We start from the raw sequence: 16,110 nt of genomic DNA, 5'->3' as shown, positions 1-16,110 counted from the left end.
GGCGAAGGCCCTGGGCGCTCAGATGTCGCGGAAGGTCTCGATCGTCGCGCCCAGCTTGTTCAGCCGCTCGGCGAGGTCCTCGTAGCCGCGGTTGATGACGTAGATGTTGCGCAGCACCGACGTGCCGGGAGCGGCGAGCATCGCCAGGAGGATGACGACGGCCGGCCGCAGTGCCGGAGGGCAGACCACCTCGGCGGCCCGCCACTTGGGGGTCGGGCCCTCGATCTGCACCCGGTGTGGGTCGAGCAGCTGCACCCTGGCGCCCACCTTGTTCAGCTCGGTCAGGTAGATCGCGCGGTTCTCGTAGACCCAGTCGTGGATCATCGTCGTGCCCTCGGCGCATGCCGCGATGAGGGCGAAGAACGGCAGGTTGTCGATATTGAGACCGGGGAACGGCATCGGGTGGATCTTGTCGATCGGGGCGTGCAGGGGACCCGGGACCGTCGTGAGGTCCACGAGTCGGGTGCGACCGTTGAGAGCGGTGTACTCCTCACTGAGGTCGTACTTCATGCCCATGCCATCGAGCGTGGCCAGCTCGATCTCGAGGAACTCGATGGGGACCCGCTGGATCGTGATGGCCGAGCCCGTGACGACGGCTGCGGACAGCAGGCTCATCGCCTCGATCGGGTCCTCACTGGGGGAGTACTCGACGTCGACGTCGATCTGGTCCACGCCGTCGACGACCAGCGTCGTGGTGCCGATGCCCTCGATGCGCACGCCGAGCCGCTCCAGGAAGAAGCACAGATCCTGGACCATGTAGTTGGGGGATGCGTTGCGGATGGTCGTCCGCCCGGGGTGCCGGGCCGCGGCGAGCAGGACGTTCTCGGTGACCGTGTCGCCGCGCTCGGTGAGGATGATGGCTCGCTCCGGTCGCGTTTCGCCGTCGACCTCCGCCTCGTAGAACCCGTGCGTCGCGTGCACGTCGAGACCGAAGTACCGCAGAGCGGTCAGGTGGGGTTCGACGGTCCGGGTGCCGAGGTCGCAGCCTCCGGCGTAGGGGAGCCGGAAGGAGCTCAGCTCGTGCAGCAGCGGGCCGAGGAACATGATGACGGTGCGGGTGCGGCGGGCCGCCTCGATGTCGATGTTCTCGAGCTGCAGCCGCGGCGGGGGCACGATCTCGAGGTCGCTGCTGTCCGGGAGCCAGCGGGTGCGAACTCCGATGGAGGTCAGCACTTCGATGATCCGGTTGACCTCCTCGATCCTGGCCAGGTTGCGCAGGGTCGTGCGGCCCTTGTTGAGCATGGCCGCGCACAGCAGCGCGACCGCTGCGTTCTTGCTCGTCTTGACCGGAATCGACCCCGAGAGCTTGGTGCCGCCGACGATCCGCAGGTGCTGCGGCCCGGCCGACCCGAGCGCGACGAACTCGCTGTCGAGGCTCTCACCGATGCGGGCGAGCATCTCGAGCGAGAGGTTCTGCTTGCCCTCCTCGATCCGCGCAACCGCGCTCGGCTGCGTGTCCAGAAGGTCCGCCAGCTCGGCCTGACTCATGCCTTTGTGCCGTCGTGCGTCACGGATGAGCGCCCCGATCCGGATGAGGTAGGTGTCGGTAGGTGTCACCGCGCCAGTCTAGGTCCAACCGGCCTCGGGGGCCGCATGCCCACCGCACCTCAGGCGGGAACGCTCGCGACCCCGGGGGGCAGGATGCGTCGACCGAGGACCTTCGCCGTGACGCCTTCGCGATCCAGGAGAGGGATGATCCCGCCGTTCCAGAACTGGAAACCGGCTCCGGTGATCATGGCCAGGTCGATGTCCATCGGCGCCTGGGCGACGCCCTCCTGGAGCATCAGGCCGATCTCCTCGGCGAGGACGGAAAGGATCCGTTCCCTGGCCTCGGGGACCGTCAGGGTGACCGGGTCGGCAGGCTTCTCGAGCAGGGCTTCGACGTCGGGGTCCAGGGTGCCGTCGGGGAGGTAGTAGCCGGGCTTGCGCGCCGCCACGATCCGCTCGAGCGTCGGGGAGACGTAGAAACGGTTGCCGAAGGCCCGGTGCAGTGTCTGGCTGTTGTGCAGCGCGATCGGCGGACCGACCAGGCCCAGGAGCACGAACGGCGGCATCGGCGCTAACCCGGCGATCGCCTCGTCGGCCACCGCGACGTCGGTTCCGCCGTCGACGATGCGGGAGAACTCTCCCATGAAGCGCCCGAGCAGCCGGTTGGTGATGAAGGACGGGGAGTCCTTGACCAGCACGGTGGTCTTCTTGAGTGTCTTGCCGACCGCGAATGCGGTGGCCAGGGCCGACTCGTCGGTCCGCTCGCCGGGGATGACCTCGAGCAGCGGCATGACGGCCACCGGGTTGAAGAAGTGGAAGCCGACGACCCGCTCCGGGTGCCGGAGTCCTCCCGCCATGTCGGTGATGGACAGGGACGAGGTGTTCGTGGCGAGGATGCACTCGGGAGCGACGATGGCCTCGACCTCGGCGAAGACCTGCTGCTTGACCGACATCTCCTCGAAGACGGCCTCGATGACGAAGTCCGCGTCGGCGAAGCCGTCCTTGCTCGTCGAGCCGGTGACCAGGGACCGCAGCCGGTTGGCCCGATCGGGCGAGATGCGTCCCTTGCCGAGCAGCTGCTCGACCTCCTGGTGGACGTATCCCACGCCCTTGGCCACCCGGTCCTCGTCGAGGTCGGTCATGACGACCGGCACCTCGAGCCGCTGGGCGAACAGCGACGCGAGCTGGCCCGCCATCAGGCCCGCGCCGACGATACCGACCTTGGTCACGGGCCGGGCGAGGGAGCGGTCGGGGGCGCCGGCCGGGCGCTTGGCCCGGCGCTGCACGAGGTCGAAGGCGTAGAGACCCGCACGCAGCTCGTCACCCATCAGCAGGTCGGCGAGCGCCTCGTCCTCCGCGGCGAAGCCCTCGTCGCGGGTGCGGGTGCGCGCCGCCTCGACGAGGTCGATGGCGCGGTACGGGGCCGGGGAGCGCCCTGCCGTCTTGGCGTCGGCGAGGGCCCGCGCCTTCGTCGCAGCACTGCTCCAGGCAGACTCGTCGACGGTGTGGTCGGCACGCTCGACGGACACGGCACCGGTCAGAATCCGCCCTGCCCAGCGCAGCGACTCCTCGAGGAAGTCACCGGGGCCGAACATCACGTCCGCGATGCCGAGGGCAGCCGCCTGCGGTCCCTTGAGCATCCGGTTGGTCGCCAGGGGGTTCTCGACGATGACGGTCAGAGCCTTCTCGGGACCGATCAGCCGCGGGAGGAGGTATGCGCCGCCCCAGCCCGGGACGAGGCCCAGGAAGACCTCGGGCAGGGCGACAGCGGGAACCCCGGCGGACATGGTCCGGTAGTCGCAGGCGAGCGCGATCTCGAGGCCGCCGCCCATGACGGCCCCGTTGACGAACGCGAAGGTCGGGACCGGCAGGTCCATGATCGCCGCGTAGGCGGCGTGTCCGGCGCGCGCGATCCCGAGTGCCTGGTCGCGCTCGGTGACCGAGGGGACGCCGGTGAGGTCGGCGCCCACCGCGAAGATGAACGGCTTGCCGGTGATGCCGACCGCCTGGATCTCGCCCGCCTCGGCCCGCACGCGCAATGTCTCGACGACGCCGTGCAGCTCGGCGATGCCGGCCGGGCCGAACGTGTTCGGCTTGGTGTGGTCGTGTCCGTTGTCGAGCGTGATGAGCGCCAAGGTGCTGGCCTCGTCGCCGTAGCCGGTCCCCGGCACGGTGACGTCCTGCACGAAGGCGTGGGTCACGACCTCCTGGTGCGTCGGCGTCGTGGTGGTCTGGGGTGCGGCCGTCTCGGACGCGGCGGTGTCTGTCGTGGTCGTCATGGCTCAGGCGTCCTTCGTGGTCGAGTCACCAGCAGGCGTGGCCTCCGGGGGGTCCACGGAGGGCGAAGCCCCCTGTGCGTGCGGGTTCTCCCAGATCACGGCGCCGCCCATGCCGATGCCGATGCACATTGCGGTCATGCCGTAGCGGACCGAGGGGTCCTCCTCGAACTGGCGGGCCAGCTGGTTCATCAGCCGGATACCGGAGGAGGCGAGCGGGTGTCCGACGGCGATGGCGCCGCCGTAGCGGTTCACCCGCGGGTCGTCGTCGGCGAGGCCGAAGTGGTCGAGGAACGCGAGAACCTGCACGGCGAAGGCCTCGTTGAGCTCGAAGAGGCCGATGTCCTCGATCGAGAGGCCGGCCTTGGCCAGGGCCTTCTCCGCCGCCGGAACGGGACCGATTCCCATGACCTCGGGCTCGACACCGACGAAGGCATAGGAGACCAGGCGCATCCTGATCGGCAGTCCGAGCTCTCGGGCCGCCTCCTCACTGGCCAGGATGCACGCCGTCGCACCGTCGTTCAGGCCCGCGCTGTTGCCGGCGGTGACCCGTCCGTGCGGTCGGAACGGCGTCTTCAGGTCGGCCAGGCTCTCCATGGTGGTGCCGGGACGCGGCGGCTCGTCGGTCGTGGCGAGGCCGTAGCCGCGCTCGGCGTGCCGGGTCGCGACCGGGACGAGATCAGGCTGGATCCGCCCTTCCTCGTATGCGCGGGCCACCTTGGTCTGCGAGCCCACCGCGTAGGCGTCGCTGCGCTCCTTGGTCAGCTGGGGGAAGCGGTCGTGGAGGTTCTCGGCGGTCGACCCCATGACGAGCGCAGACGGGTCGACGATCTTCTCGGCGATGATCCGGGGGTTCGGGTCCACGCCTTCTCCCATCGGGTGTCGACCCATGTGCTCGACGCCGCCGGCGATGGCGATGTCGTAGGCGCCGAACCCGATGGCCGAGGCGGTCGTCGTCACGGCGGTCATGGCGCCGGCGCACATCCGGTCCACCGAGTAGCCGGGGGTGGTCGCGGGGAGCCCGGCGACGAGGGCCGCGGTGCGCCCCAGGGTCAGACCCTGGTCCCCGATCTGGGTGGTCGCGGCGATGGCGACCTCCTCGACCCGCTCCTTCGGGAGGTTCGGGTTGCGCCGAAGCAGTTCGGTGATGCACTTGATGACGAGGTCGTCCGCGCGGGTCTGGGCGTAGATGCCCTTGTCCCCGGCCTTCCCGAACGGGGTCCGCACCCCGTCGACGAACACGACCTCACTGACCGTTCGCGGCATACCGCTCTTTCCCTTCGATCGGAGCATTGCTGAGACTCAGCGTGGGCGCCACTAAGCAAGCGCTTAGCCGCCCGAGCACATGCTAACGACCACCCCGGATGCGGGTCAGCACCTCCCGGGTGAGGCGCTGGTCACGTTGGCCGGCCCGGCTACTCGGTCGAGGACGCGGCGAATGCCCGCGCGAGCATCGGGGCGACGATCTCGCGCTGCCACGAGCGCACCCCGTGCTCCGCGAGCGCTGCGGCGAAGGCTTCAGTGGTGCGTTGTCGAGGCGGCGTCCAGACCACGCGGCGTAGCGGCTCGGGGGAGCAGACGTTCTCGACCGGGATGGTGTGCTCCTCGGCGAAGGCCGTGAGCTGCGCCCGCGTGGCCGCGAGACGTGCCGCGGCGACGGGGTTCTTCTCGGGCCAGGTCTTCGCCGGTGGAGGTCCCTCGCTGGGGAGAGTCCGGTCGGGGAGGCGCGCCTCGGGGAGGTCGTTGCCGCGACGGACGGCCGCCAGCCACTGGCGCTGGTACCTCGCGACGGCCCGGTTGCGCGGCAGGTCGGCGGGGGTATGCGGCTCGGAGAGGGCGATCTCGATCAGCACCGGGTCCGGAATGAGGCGGCCGGGGCTGATGTCGCGCTCGGCGGCGATCCCGTCACGGGTCTCCCACAGCTCGCGCACCACGGCGAGGCCTCGTCGGGTCCGGACCTTGTTGATGCCCGAGGTGCGCCGCCAGGGCTCGGGGCGCACCTGTGGTGTCCAGTTCAGGAGGGCCTCGAACTCCTCGCGGGCCCACTCCGACTTGCCCTGCTCCCAGAGATCGGCGCCCATGAGGTTGCGCAGCTCGCCGAGGACCTCCACATCGAGCGCGGCATAGCGCAGCCAGGGCTCGGGGAGCGGTCGGGTCGACCAGTCGACGGCCGAGTGCTCCTTGGCCAGGCTGATGCCGAGGTAGTGCTCGAGGACCGCGGCCAAACCGACCCGGGGGAGGCCGAGGAGCCGTCCGGCCAGCTCCGTGTCGAAGAGCTGGCGAGGCCGCAGCCCCACCTCGGCGAGGCAGGCGAGGTCCTGAGTCGCGGCGTGCAGGATCCACTCGGCGTCGCCGATCGCCTCCGCCACCGGGGTCAGGTCGGGCAGCGCGATCGGGTCGATGAGCCACAGGCCCGAACCCTCCCGCTTGAGCTGGACGAGGTAGGCCCGCTGCCCGTAGCGATAGCCCGACGCACGCTCGGCGTCGATGGCGACCGGTCCTTCGCCTGCGGCGATCGCGTCGGCCACCTCGTCGAGCTCGTGCTCGTCGGTCACGACGTGCGGGACGCCGTCTTCGGGAACGTGCAGCACCGGGAGCGGCGCCGGTGCCTCGGTCGTATCGTCGTCGACGCGTCCGGTCCTCTCGCTCACCGACGACGCCCCGGCAGCGCGACAACCCCCTCGGGCAGCGGCGGCAGCCCACCGATGGCGCACAGCACGTCGCACCATGCCTGCAGGTGGACCCCGATCCGGATGGGGTCGAGCGGCGTCCACGAGGCGCGGATCTCCATCTCGACGCTCGGCGGTCGGTCGGCCAGGCCCGCGTAGCTCTCGGAGACCACGCGAGTCACCGTGCCCGCCTCCGCCGCATAGGCCACGTGATGCTGCTCCAGCGCGTCCATCAGCCAGGACCACCCGACCTCGCCGAGCACGGGGTCGGTCGCCATCTCGGGCTCGAGCTCGGCCCGTGCGTAGGTGACCGCGCGCCAGGCCCCGCCCCAGGGCTCCGGTTCGCTGGGGTCGTGCAGGAGCACGAACCGTCCGGTGGCGAGCGCGTCGTCGGAGTCCGCGGTGGGGAGGACGTCCGCGGTCAGGGCCACCGCATACGGAGCGATGCGGACCGGTGCCGGGACCTCGGTGAGCTTGACCTCGGGCCGCAATGCGGCGGCGCGCAGGTCGGCGAGCGCGGCGGAGAACTCCGCCGAGCCCGCGCCTGTCACAGTGCGGGAGGCCACACGTCGAGGGTATGCGGTGCGCCCCACTTCTCGTGGGAGGCCGGGCCCGTGGTGTCGCCTCGTGGTGTCGACAGTAGGGGGGGCGAGCGCGCGCATACGATCGACGGGTGACCGCCGCCCCCGCCACCGACCCGACCGCCGACCCGGCCGACTCGGCGCTCGTGCGCGCCGCGCGACGCCTGCCGGTGGAACGCACCCCGGTGTGGTTCATGCGCCAGGCCGGGCGCTCGTTGCCCGAGTACCGGGAGGTGCGCCAGGGGGTCGCCATGCTCGACTCGTGCATGCGGCCCGACCTGGTCGCGGAGATCACGATGCAGCCGGTTCGGCGGCACGGGGTCGACGCGGCGATCTTCTTCTCCGACATCGTCGTGCCGCTCAAGGCGGTCGGTGTCGACCTCGACATCGTGCCCGGGGTCGGGCCGGTCGTGGCCGAGCCGGTGCGCAGGTGGGCAGACCTGGACCGCATCCCCGAGCTGACGCCCGAGCACGTGCCCTACATCACCGAGGCGGTACGACTGCTCGTGGCCGAGCTGGGACCCACGCCGCTCATCGGGTTCGCCGGAGCGCCCTTCACGCTGGCGTCCTATCTCGTCGAGGGCGGTCCATCGAAGAACCACGAGCACACCAAGGCCCTCATGCACGGCGACCCGGCGCTCTGGGAGGCGCTCTGCGGCCGGCTCGCCCAGATCTCCGGCGCGTTCCTGCGGGTCCAGGCGTTGGCGGGGGCCTCCGTCGTCCAGCTCTTCGACTCCTGGGTGGGGGCGCTGCAGCGCTCCGATTACAGCCGCTTCGTGCTGCCGCACTCACGGACGGCCCTGGCGGCGGTCGCGGACCTCGACGTGCCGCGGATCCACTTCGGCGTCGGGACCGGCGAACTGCTCGCCCTGATGGGCTCTGCGGGTGCGGACGTCGTCGGCGTGGACTACCGGGTCGAGCTCACCGACGCGGTGGAGCGGCTGGGGCCCGGCTTCGCGGTGCAGGGCAACCTCGACCCCGCGCTGCTCTTCGCGCCCTGGGAGCCGCTCGCCGCCCGCGTCGAGGAGATCGTCCGGGCCGGCCGGTCGGCCCCGGGCCACATCTTCAACCTCGGCCACGGCGTGCTGCCCTCGACCGACCCCGATGTGCTGACCCGGGTCGTCGAGCACGTCCACGCCATTTCCTCCCAATAGGACCGAAACGGCGAACGGTATTCCGGGAGTCGGCCGCCGCACCGCTCGCCATTTCCTCGCAATAGGACCGAAACGGCGAACGGTCAGGCTTTCGTCTCTTGATCGGTCGTCTCTTGATCGGTCGTCTCTTGATCGGTCGTCGCGGGATCCTTGGAGGCGGGGTCGGGCGTCCTTGTCGGAGCAGCGGTCGAGCGGTGCCGCCTGCGGTTGCGGACCCTGCGGACCACGACGAGGAGGAGCCAGCCCGCGAGGCCGACGACGAGCAGCCACGGCAGCAGGGCCCCGACCGTCGTGATGAGCAGCGCGGCCGACCGGGTGAAGGCGTCCCACGCGTCCTTGAGCGCGCCCACGATCCCGTCGTCCGGTTCGCCGAGGTCGTCGGTCGTCGTGAGGGTGACGAATACCGGGGACATCGCGATCCGGTTCTGCAGAGAGTTCAGGCGTGCCTGGAGGGAGTCGAGGTCCGCCTGCCGTTCGCTCAACGAGGTCTCGAGGGAGACGATCTGCTCGACGTCCTCGGTCTGCTCCATCAGGTCGCGCATCCGGGCGATGCTCGCCTCCAGGGTCGCGATCCGGGCCTCGACGTCGACGTACTCGTCCTCGACGTCGTAGGCATTGCTCGAGCGGGTCCGCACCTCGCCCAAGCCGCTCAACTGGTCCAGCGTGGCGTCGAGCTCCTCGCTCGGGACGCTGATGGTCATCGTGCCGTACCGCTCGATCGAGGAGTCGGCAGGACCGTAGAGCACATCGCCGAACTGCTCACTGGTCACCGATCCACCTGCGTCCGAGGCGATCTGACGCACCCGGGCGGCCGCATCGCCGATTGAGTCGACCTTGATGCCGAGGCTGGCCTCCCGGACCTGGTACTGCGTGTCGCCCGCCACCCCCGGAGATGGGAACGGGTCGGTACTGCTCCGAGCAGCGTCCTCGGCTGCCGCGCCGCCCTCGGCTGCCTCGCCGGAGAACACCGGCACGCCCGGCTCGGCCGAGTCGCCTCCGCTGTCGGTCATCGTCGAGCCGGAACAACCCGTCAGCAGGGCCGCTGCGGCGGCGGTCACGGCGACGATCCTGGCGATCCTCATGGCGGGTCCCTTCTCGCGGTGTTACTCGGCTCGCGACCGACGATTCACGTCCGGTCGATGTCGGTGGGACGCACGGTCGGGGTCAGGAGGCTCCCGAGGATTTGGTCACGGTTCGGTGACAGGGCGAGAGTGGTCCGCATGGCCACCGTGATCGTCGGCGCCGGCATCGCCGGGCTCACCGCCGCCTGGCAGCTCATCGGCGCGGGCACCGACCCGGCGGACGTGGTCGTCCTGGAGGGCTCGGACCGCGTCGGTGGGAAGCTCGCGCGCGCCGAGGTCGGGGGTCACCTCATCGACGTCGGCGCCGAGTCCATGCTCGCCGTCCGCCCGGAGGCGTCGGAGCTGGTCCGCGAGGTCGGGCTCGGTGACGCTCTCACCGCTCCGGCGACGACGAGCGCGTCGATCTGGTCCCGGGGCCGGTTGTGGCCGCTGCCCGCGGGGACGCTCATGGGAGTGCCGTCCGACCCGGAGTCCGTCGGCGGTCTGCTCAGCGACGGCGAGGTCGACCGGCTGCGGCACGAGCAGCCGTGGCCGGGTGGCCTCGACACGGACGTCGCCGTCGGGGAGTACCTCGCGGCCCGGCTCGGCGATGCCGTCGTCGACCGGCTCGTCGAGCCGCTGCTGGGTGGGGTCTACGCGGCCCAGGCCCGCAGTCTGTCGATGGCCGCCGTGGTCCCGGCGCTCTTCGCGGCGGCTCAGCGCGGCGACAGCATGCTCGGCGCGGCTGCTGCCGCGGCCGTCGCGCGGGCCGGTACGCGACAGACGAGAAGCGCGTTCTGCGGGGTCGTCGGAGGAGTCGGGCGACTCGCCGAGCACGTGCGCGACGTCCTCGTCGAGCGCGGGGTCCGCGTCGAGACCGGAGCCATGGTGCGTGAGCTGACCCGCACCGCGACCGGCTGGCGGCTCACGTGCGGTCCGGTGCCCGCCGCATACAGCATCGACGCGGGCGCGGTCCTGCTCGCCGTGCCCGCCCCCGCCGCCGCCCGTCTCCTCTCCGGCGCGGCACCGGTCTCAGCCAGCCTGCTCGGCAGAGTGGAGATGGCGTCGGTCGCGCTCGTGACCCTGGCCCTGGACCGTCGCGAGCTGCAGCAGCGGGGGTATGCGCTGCCCGGCTCCGGCTTCCTCGTCCCCTCGACCGAGGGGCGCGCGATCAAGGCGAGCACGTTCAGCTCGGGCAAGTGGGCGTGGGTGGACGCGCTCAGCGATGAGGTGGTGTTCCTGCGGGCCTCCTTCGGGCGAGCCGGCGAGGTGGCCGTCCTCCAGCGGTCCGACGACGAGCTCGTCAGGACCGCCGTGCGCGAGGTGGGGGAGGCCGTGCGGTTTCCGATGCCGCACGTCGTCGACCACCACGTGCAGCGCTGGGGAGGGGGGCTGCCGCAGTACGCCGTCGGTCACCTGGACCGGATGTCGCGGGTCGCCGAGGACGTCGCGGGGGTGGCCGGTCTCGAGGTCTGTGGAGCCACATACGGTGGTGTCGGAATTCCCGCGGTCATCGCGTCGGCGCGGGCCGCCGCGGACCGGTTGATGTCGTCGAAAGGTCTCCGATGAGCGAGCGCCCCGTCCCCGCCAAGCCCAGCCCGTCGCGGATGCGTGAGATCAACGACACGATCCGCTACGCGATGTGGTCGGTGTTCGAAGTGAGCGCGCCCCTCGGGTCGGAGGACCGGGCGGATATGGTCGCCGAGGTCGAGGCGCTTTGCTCCGAACTGGCGGACGCGGGGGTCGTCATCAGGGGCTGGTACGACGTCGCCGGTCTGCGCGCCGACGCCGATCTCATGGTCTGGTGGCACGCCGAGGCGATCGAGGCTCTCCAGGACGCCTACCACCGGCTGCTGCGCACGTCGTTCGGGACGCACCTGGTGCCGGTGTGGTCCAACGCGGCCCTGCACCGTCCGGCCGAGTTCAACAAGAGCCACATTCCGGCGTTCATGGCCGACGAGGAGGCGCGCGCCTACGTCTGCGTCTATCCGTTCGTCCGCTCCTACGACTGGTATGTGCTGGACGACGCCGAGCGGCGCGACATGCTCCGCGAGCACGGGCAGATGGCCCGGGACTACCCGGATGTGCGGGCCAACACGATCGCGTCCTTCGCGCTCGGGGACTACGAGTGGATCCTCGCCTTCGAGGCCGACGAGCTGCACCGCATCGTCGACCTGATGCGCGAGCTGCGCGCCTCTCGGGCGCGGCTGCACGTCCGCGAGGAGATCCCGTTCTACACCGGCCCGCGCGTCGAGGTCGGTGAGCTCATCGCCCGCCAGCGGTGACCGCGGGGCTCGCCACTCGCGCCTCACGTTTCTCTCCCCAACCGGGAAACGCATCGTTCACCACGGTGAGTTCGGGGCTGGAACGATGCGTTTGCCTGGTCAGGAGCGGGGGATGGTTACCCCACAGCGACCGGCCGACGCGGGCGTGTCGTCCCCAACGACCCCGCATGTGGATGCGGATTGTGTCCCATCGTCGTGATGCTCGCTCACATGGCGCAGCTGCAGACGGAGTCCCTCGACGAACGGCCTGACGCTTCGGGGTGGGCGGGCCTCGACCAGACGGTCGTCGATGCCGCTCAGGCCGACCGGGGACTGTTGACGACGGCCACGGCGCATCGGCTGGGCCTCGACCGGCTTGCCCTCACCCGATTGGTCAAGTCCGGCAGTCTGATCCGCGTCTGTCGCGGTCTGTATGCGATCCCTGCGCTCGTGGACAGGTCGCCCTCCGCTTGGCACCTGCACGTCGCCTACGGCGCGTCGCTGCTCTACGACGACGCCACGATGACGGGGGCCACAGCGCTGCTCGCGCACGGCGTCACGGTGTGGAACACCCGCCTGGATCGGCCGGCTCTGCTACGTCCGCCTGACCGGAGCGCCTCCGCCTCGGCATTCTGGGTTCGCCCACGACAGTGCGAGCACGTCGCTACCGCGTGGGGGCGCGCAGAGCCGGTCGCGGACGCGCTGGTGCAACACACGATCGACAACGGGATCGCACAGGGAGTGGTCAGCACAGATTGTGCATTGAGCAGGAGGCTGATCGACGAGGACCGCCTGCTGGCTGCTGCTGAGAAGGTCCGCAGCTGGCCGCGGTCCGGGCGGGTCCGGTCGATGCTCACGTTCGTCGACCAGGCTCATGAGAGTCCTGGAGAGTCCCTGACCGCGGTCGTGGCGGGCAGTGCGGGCATCCGCCTCGTCCCACAGGTCACAATCGTCGACGACGCCGGAGCGTTCGTCGCGCGAGTGGACTTCGTGGTCGAGGGCACCTCGGTCATCGTCGAGTTCGACGGCCGGCTCAAGTACGACGAGGCACCAGGAGCGGTGCTCTTCGACGAGAAGAAGCGCGAGGACCGGTTGAGGTCACTCGGCTACGTCGTCGTGCGCATCATCTGGGCCGACCTCCACCGAAACGGTGCAGTGGTCGCCAAGATCCGGGCTGGTCTGGAGCTCGCCGCAGCGCTGCAGACGGCGTAGGTCTCTCCCCGCGGACGGCTGCACGGCCGCATCCAGCGCCCAGGGTGAAAGCCGCTCTCTTCACCACACAAACGCATCGTTCACCACCGCAATCAACCGTGGTGGACGATGCGTTTCCCGGTTGGGGAGAGAAAGGGAGACCCGGACCGACTCAGCCGTCGGCGGGGCGCAGGGTCAGGCTGATCGAGTTGATGCAGTAGCGCTGGTCCGTCGGGGTGTCATACCCCTCGCCCTCGAACACGTGCCCGAGGTGGCTGCCGCACGAGGCGCACCGCACCTCGGTCCGTGGACGCCCGGGCAGCGAGCGGTCCTCGATGTACTCGACCGTGTCGCCGGCGAGCGGCGCGTAGAACGACGGCCAGCCGCAGTGGCTGTCGAACTTGGTCTCCGACCGGAACAGCTCGGCGCCGCACGCGCGGCACGCGTACACCCCGACGCGCTTCTCGTCGGTGTACTCACCGGTGTAGGGCCGCTCGGTGCCGGCCTGACGGAGCACCTGGTACTCCTGTGGCGAGAGCTGGACGCGCCACTCGTCCTCGGACTTGTCCACCGCATACTTGCGGCCGCTGGTCTCCATGCTCATAGCAACGCCTCTCGCTGTTCGTTGTTCCGTGCCCTGCGGATTCGGGTCGAGGCGGGGCTCAGTGCTGGTAGGTGCCGTGGATGATCGCCCGGCCGACGGTCTTGAAGGCGAGGTTGAAGCACATCACGGCGTTGGAGGCGTTCTCGTCGATGCCGAGGCTCTCCTCGCCGACCGCGTGCACGACGAAGTAGTAGCGGTGCACCTGGTCGCCCTGCGGTGGGGCAGCGCCCATGAAGCAGGAGCTGCCGCCGTCGTTCTTCAGCATGTATGCGCCGGTTGGCAGCTGTGCACCGCCCTCGGCTCCCGCGCCGGTCGGCAGAGAGGTGACATCGGCCGGGATGTCGACGATGGCCCAGTGCCAGAACCCGCTCGGGGTCGGCGCGTCGGGGTCGAAGCAGGTCACGCAGTACGACTTCGTGCCCTCGGGGGCTCCGGACCAGGACAGCTGGGGCGAGGTATTGCCGAGGGCGGCCACCTGGTCGTCCTTCAGCGGGGCGCTGTCGGTGACGTCGTCGCTGGTCACGGTGAACGACGGAACGCTGGGCAGCAGGTCGTACGGGTTCGGGGCGACAGGTCGATCGAGGCTCATACGGCGACCATACCGAGCCGATAAGGTGCCTCGCATGGCATCGCGCGCGCAGGAGCGGATCGTCGAGGTCGCCGGTCCGGAGGGTCGTCGCTCGGTGCGCATCAGCTCGCCCGATCGCGTCATGTGGCCTGCTCACGAGGGTCGTCCGGCCCTGACGAAGGGCGACCTGGCCGACTACACCATGGCCGTCGGGGAACACCTGCTTCGGCACATCGGCGGGCGTCCGGTCACGCTGCAGCGCTTCCCGGACGGCGTCGACGGCGAGGAGTTCTACCAGAAGAACCCGCCGAAGGGCATGCCGGACTGGGTGCGCGTCGTCCGCTGCCGCTACCCGAGTGGACGCAGGCACGACCAGATCGTCGTCGACGAGGTCGCGACTGCCGTCTGGACGGTGCAGATGAACACGGTCACGTGGCACCCGTGGCCGGTCGGACGCGCGGACGAGACGACGGCGGCTGACAATCCCGACGAGCTCCGCATCGATCTCGACCCGCAGCCCGGGCGCGACTTCTCGGATGCGGTGCGCGCCGCATACCTCCTCAAGGACGTCCTTGCGGAGGTCGGCCTGACCGGGTGGGCCAAGACCTCCGGCAACCGGGGCGTGCACGTCTACGCCCGGATCGAGCCGACCCACGAGTTCCTCGACGTCCGGCATGCCGTCATCGGCATCGCCCGCGAGCTCGAGCGGCGCGACCCCGACCTCGTCACGACGTCGTGGTGGAAGGAGGAGCGCGGCGAGCGCGTCTTCGTCGACTTCAACCAGGCGTGCCGCGACCGCACCATCGCGAGCGCCTACAGCCCTCGCCCGATCCACGGCGCACCGGTCAGCATGCCGGTCGACTGGGCCGACCTCGGCGAGGTGAACCCGCTCGACTTCACGGTCCGCTCCGTTCCCGCGCATCTGGAGGGGAGGGGCGACGCCTGGGCCGATCTCGACGCGCACCCGGGCCGCGTCGATGCCGCCCTCGGCCTGTGGGAGGCCGACCTCGAGCGCGGCCTCGGAGAGCTGAACTTCCCGCCGGACTACCCGAAGATGCCGGGAGAGCCGCCGCGGGTCCAGCCGAGCAAGCGCCGCACCGACAAGGACGACTCGGAGTACCTCGCGCCCAAGGCCGACCGCGACGATGAGCACCGCGAGCGCTGGGCGATGCCCGTCGTGCCGCCGGTGCCGCCCATGCTCGCCAAGCCGGTCTCCGGCCTAGATGCCAAGCCGCTCGCGGGGCTCGACCTGTTCTACGAGCCGAAGTGGGACGGCTTCCGCTCGATCATCTTCCGCTCCGGTGACCTCGTCGAGATCGGCAGCCGCAACGAGAAACCGCTGACCCGCTACTTCCCCGAGGTCGTCGAGGCCGTGCTCGCGAACTTCCCCGACCGGGCCGTCATCGACGGCGAGATCATCGTCGAGCGGCCTGGGGAGGACCGGCTCGACTTCGAGGTCCTCAGCCAGCGGATCCACCCTGCCGCCAGCCGAATCAAGCGCCTCGCGGCCGAGACCCCCGCGCGGTTCGTCGCCTTCGACCTGCTCGCCCTCGGCGACGACGACCTCACGGACCGGCCGTTCGCCGAGCGTCGCGCCGCCCTCGAGAGGGCGCTCGCCGACGCCCGGCCACCCGTCCATCTCACCCCGGCGACACGGGACCAAGCGGTCGCCGCCGACTGGTTCACGCACTTCGAGGGCGCCGGCCTCGACGGCGTCATCGCCAAGCCCGCCGACGGCGCCTACGAGCCGAACAAGCGGACGATGTTCAAGATCAAGCACGAGCGGACGGCGGACTGTGTCGTCGCCGGCTATCGCGAGCACAAGAGCGGCCCGGACGCCGTCGGCTCCCTCCTGCTCGGCCTCTACGACGAGAACGGCGAGCTGGCCAGCGTCGGCGTCATCGGCGCCTTCCCGATGGCCACGCGCAGGGCGCTCGTCGACGAGCTCGCGCCGCTCGTCGCCGACTGGGACGAGCACCCGTGGGCCTGGGCCAAGCAGGAGGAGGGGACCCGTACGCCTCGGTCCTCCGAGTACAGCCGCTGGGCCGCTGGAAAGGACCTGTCCTTCATCCCGCTGCGGCCCGAGCGGGTAGTCGAGGTGAGGTACGACCACATGGAGGGGACCCGATTCCGGCACACCGCGCAGTTCGCCCGGTGGCGCCCGGACAAGGAGCCGCACGACTGCACCTTCGACCAGCTCGAGGAGCCGGTGTCCTACGACCTGCAGGACGTGTTGCGGGGTCGGGTGTGAACG

13 protein-coding genes are annotated in these 16,110 nt (G+C 70.5%); 5 read left to right on the top strand and 8 right to left on the bottom strand.

The annotated features are described in order from the left end of the window. Nucleotides 1-18 precede the first annotated feature (18 nt). From GA707_RS15970 to GA707_RS15950, 5 genes are all read right to left on the bottom strand, one after another. Nucleotides 19-1,557, bottom strand: coding sequence for a UDP-N-acetylglucosamine 1-carboxyvinyltransferase (locus GA707_RS15970; protein ID WP_152179450.1), 1,539 nt, complete (start codon nt 1,555-1,557; stop codon nt 19-21). 50 nt (nt 1,558-1,607) lie between these two features. Further along, complete coding sequence (locus GA707_RS15965; RefSeq protein WP_152179449.1) at nt 1,608-3,767, bottom strand: 3-hydroxyacyl-CoA dehydrogenase NAD-binding domain-containing protein; 2,160 nt, start codon at nt 3,765-3,767, stop codon at nt 1,608-1,610. Nucleotides 3,768-3,770: 3 nt separating this feature from the next. Beyond that, nucleotides 3,771-5,030, bottom strand: coding sequence for a thiolase family protein (locus GA707_RS15960; protein ID WP_152179448.1), 1,260 nt, complete (start codon nt 5,028-5,030; stop codon nt 3,771-3,773). A 149-nt stretch (nt 5,031-5,179) separates the two neighbouring features. Further along, nucleotides 5,180-6,415, bottom strand: a complete 1,236-nt coding sequence (locus tag GA707_RS15955) for an HRDC domain-containing protein (protein ID WP_226963865.1) — start codon at nt 6,413-6,415, stop codon at nt 5,180-5,182. Further along, nucleotides 6,412-6,999 (bottom strand): DUF3000 domain-containing protein, encoded by a 588-nt coding sequence (locus GA707_RS15950; RefSeq protein ID WP_152179446.1) that lies wholly within the window; start codon nt 6,997-6,999, stop codon nt 6,412-6,414. The genes GA707_RS15955 and GA707_RS15950 overlap by 4 nt, the downstream gene beginning before the upstream one ends. Before the next feature lie 107 nt (nt 7,000-7,106). On the opposite strand from GA707_RS15950, the gene hemE reads away from it, so the two are divergent. Continuing rightward, entirely contained in the window at nt 7,107-8,168 is a 1,062-nt protein-coding gene (hemE, locus tag GA707_RS15945; RefSeq protein ID WP_152179445.1) for a uroporphyrinogen decarboxylase, read from the top strand. An 83-nt stretch (nt 8,169-8,251) separates the two neighbouring features. Here the strand turns inward: hemE and GA707_RS15940 are convergent, their stop codons facing one another. Continuing rightward, nucleotides 8,252-9,250, bottom strand: coding sequence for a DUF4349 domain-containing protein (locus tag GA707_RS15940; protein ID WP_152179444.1), 999 nt, complete (start codon nt 9,248-9,250; stop codon nt 8,252-8,254). A gap of 138 nt (nt 9,251-9,388) precedes the next feature. On the opposite strand from GA707_RS15940, the gene hemG reads away from it, so the two are divergent. From hemG to GA707_RS15925, 3 genes are all read left to right on the top strand, one after another. Then, on the top strand, nt 9,389-10,798 hold the full coding sequence (gene hemG, locus GA707_RS15935; protein WP_152179443.1) for a protoporphyrinogen oxidase: 1,410 nt from the start codon (nt 9,389-9,391) through the stop codon (nt 10,796-10,798). Next, nucleotides 10,795-11,514 carry a hydrogen peroxide-dependent heme synthase gene (hemQ, locus tag GA707_RS15930; protein WP_152179442.1) on the top strand — a complete coding sequence of 240 codons (720 nt, stop codon included), beginning with the start codon at nt 10,795-10,797 and terminating at the stop codon, nt 11,512-11,514. Before hemG ends, hemQ begins: the two co-directional genes overlap by 4 nt. 210 nt (nt 11,515-11,724) lie before the next feature. Beyond that, nucleotides 11,725-12,705, top strand: coding sequence for a type IV toxin-antitoxin system AbiEi family antitoxin domain-containing protein (locus tag GA707_RS15925; RefSeq protein ID WP_193315375.1), 981 nt, complete (start codon nt 11,725-11,727; stop codon nt 12,703-12,705). 151 nt (nt 12,706-12,856) lie between these two features. Here GA707_RS15925 and msrB read toward each other — a convergent pair whose 3' ends face one another. Further along, nucleotides 12,857-13,282, bottom strand: a complete 426-nt coding sequence (msrB, locus tag GA707_RS15920; RefSeq protein WP_370460055.1) for a peptide-methionine (R)-S-oxide reductase MsrB — start codon at nt 13,280-13,282, stop codon at nt 12,857-12,859. Between the two features lie 64 nt (nt 13,283-13,346). Further along, a complete protein-coding gene (locus tag GA707_RS15915) occupies nt 13,347-13,877 on the bottom strand; it encodes a YbhB/YbcL family Raf kinase inhibitor-like protein (protein ID WP_152179439.1) in 531 nt (176 codons plus the stop codon). 34 nt (nt 13,878-13,911) lie between these two features. Between GA707_RS15915 and GA707_RS15910 the strand changes: the two genes are divergently transcribed. Next, nucleotides 13,912-16,107 (top strand): ATP-dependent DNA ligase, encoded by a 2,196-nt coding sequence (locus GA707_RS15910; protein WP_152179438.1) that lies wholly within the window; start codon nt 13,912-13,914, stop codon nt 16,105-16,107. Nucleotides 16,108-16,110: the final 3 nt, after the last annotated feature.

This window comes from Nostocoides sp. F2B08, assembly GCF_009184895.1.
In the GTDB taxonomy this organism is placed as follows: domain Bacteria; phylum Actinomycetota; class Actinomycetes; order Actinomycetales; family Dermatophilaceae; genus F2B08.
This window is presented reverse-complemented; position numbering and strand designations above follow the sequence as displayed.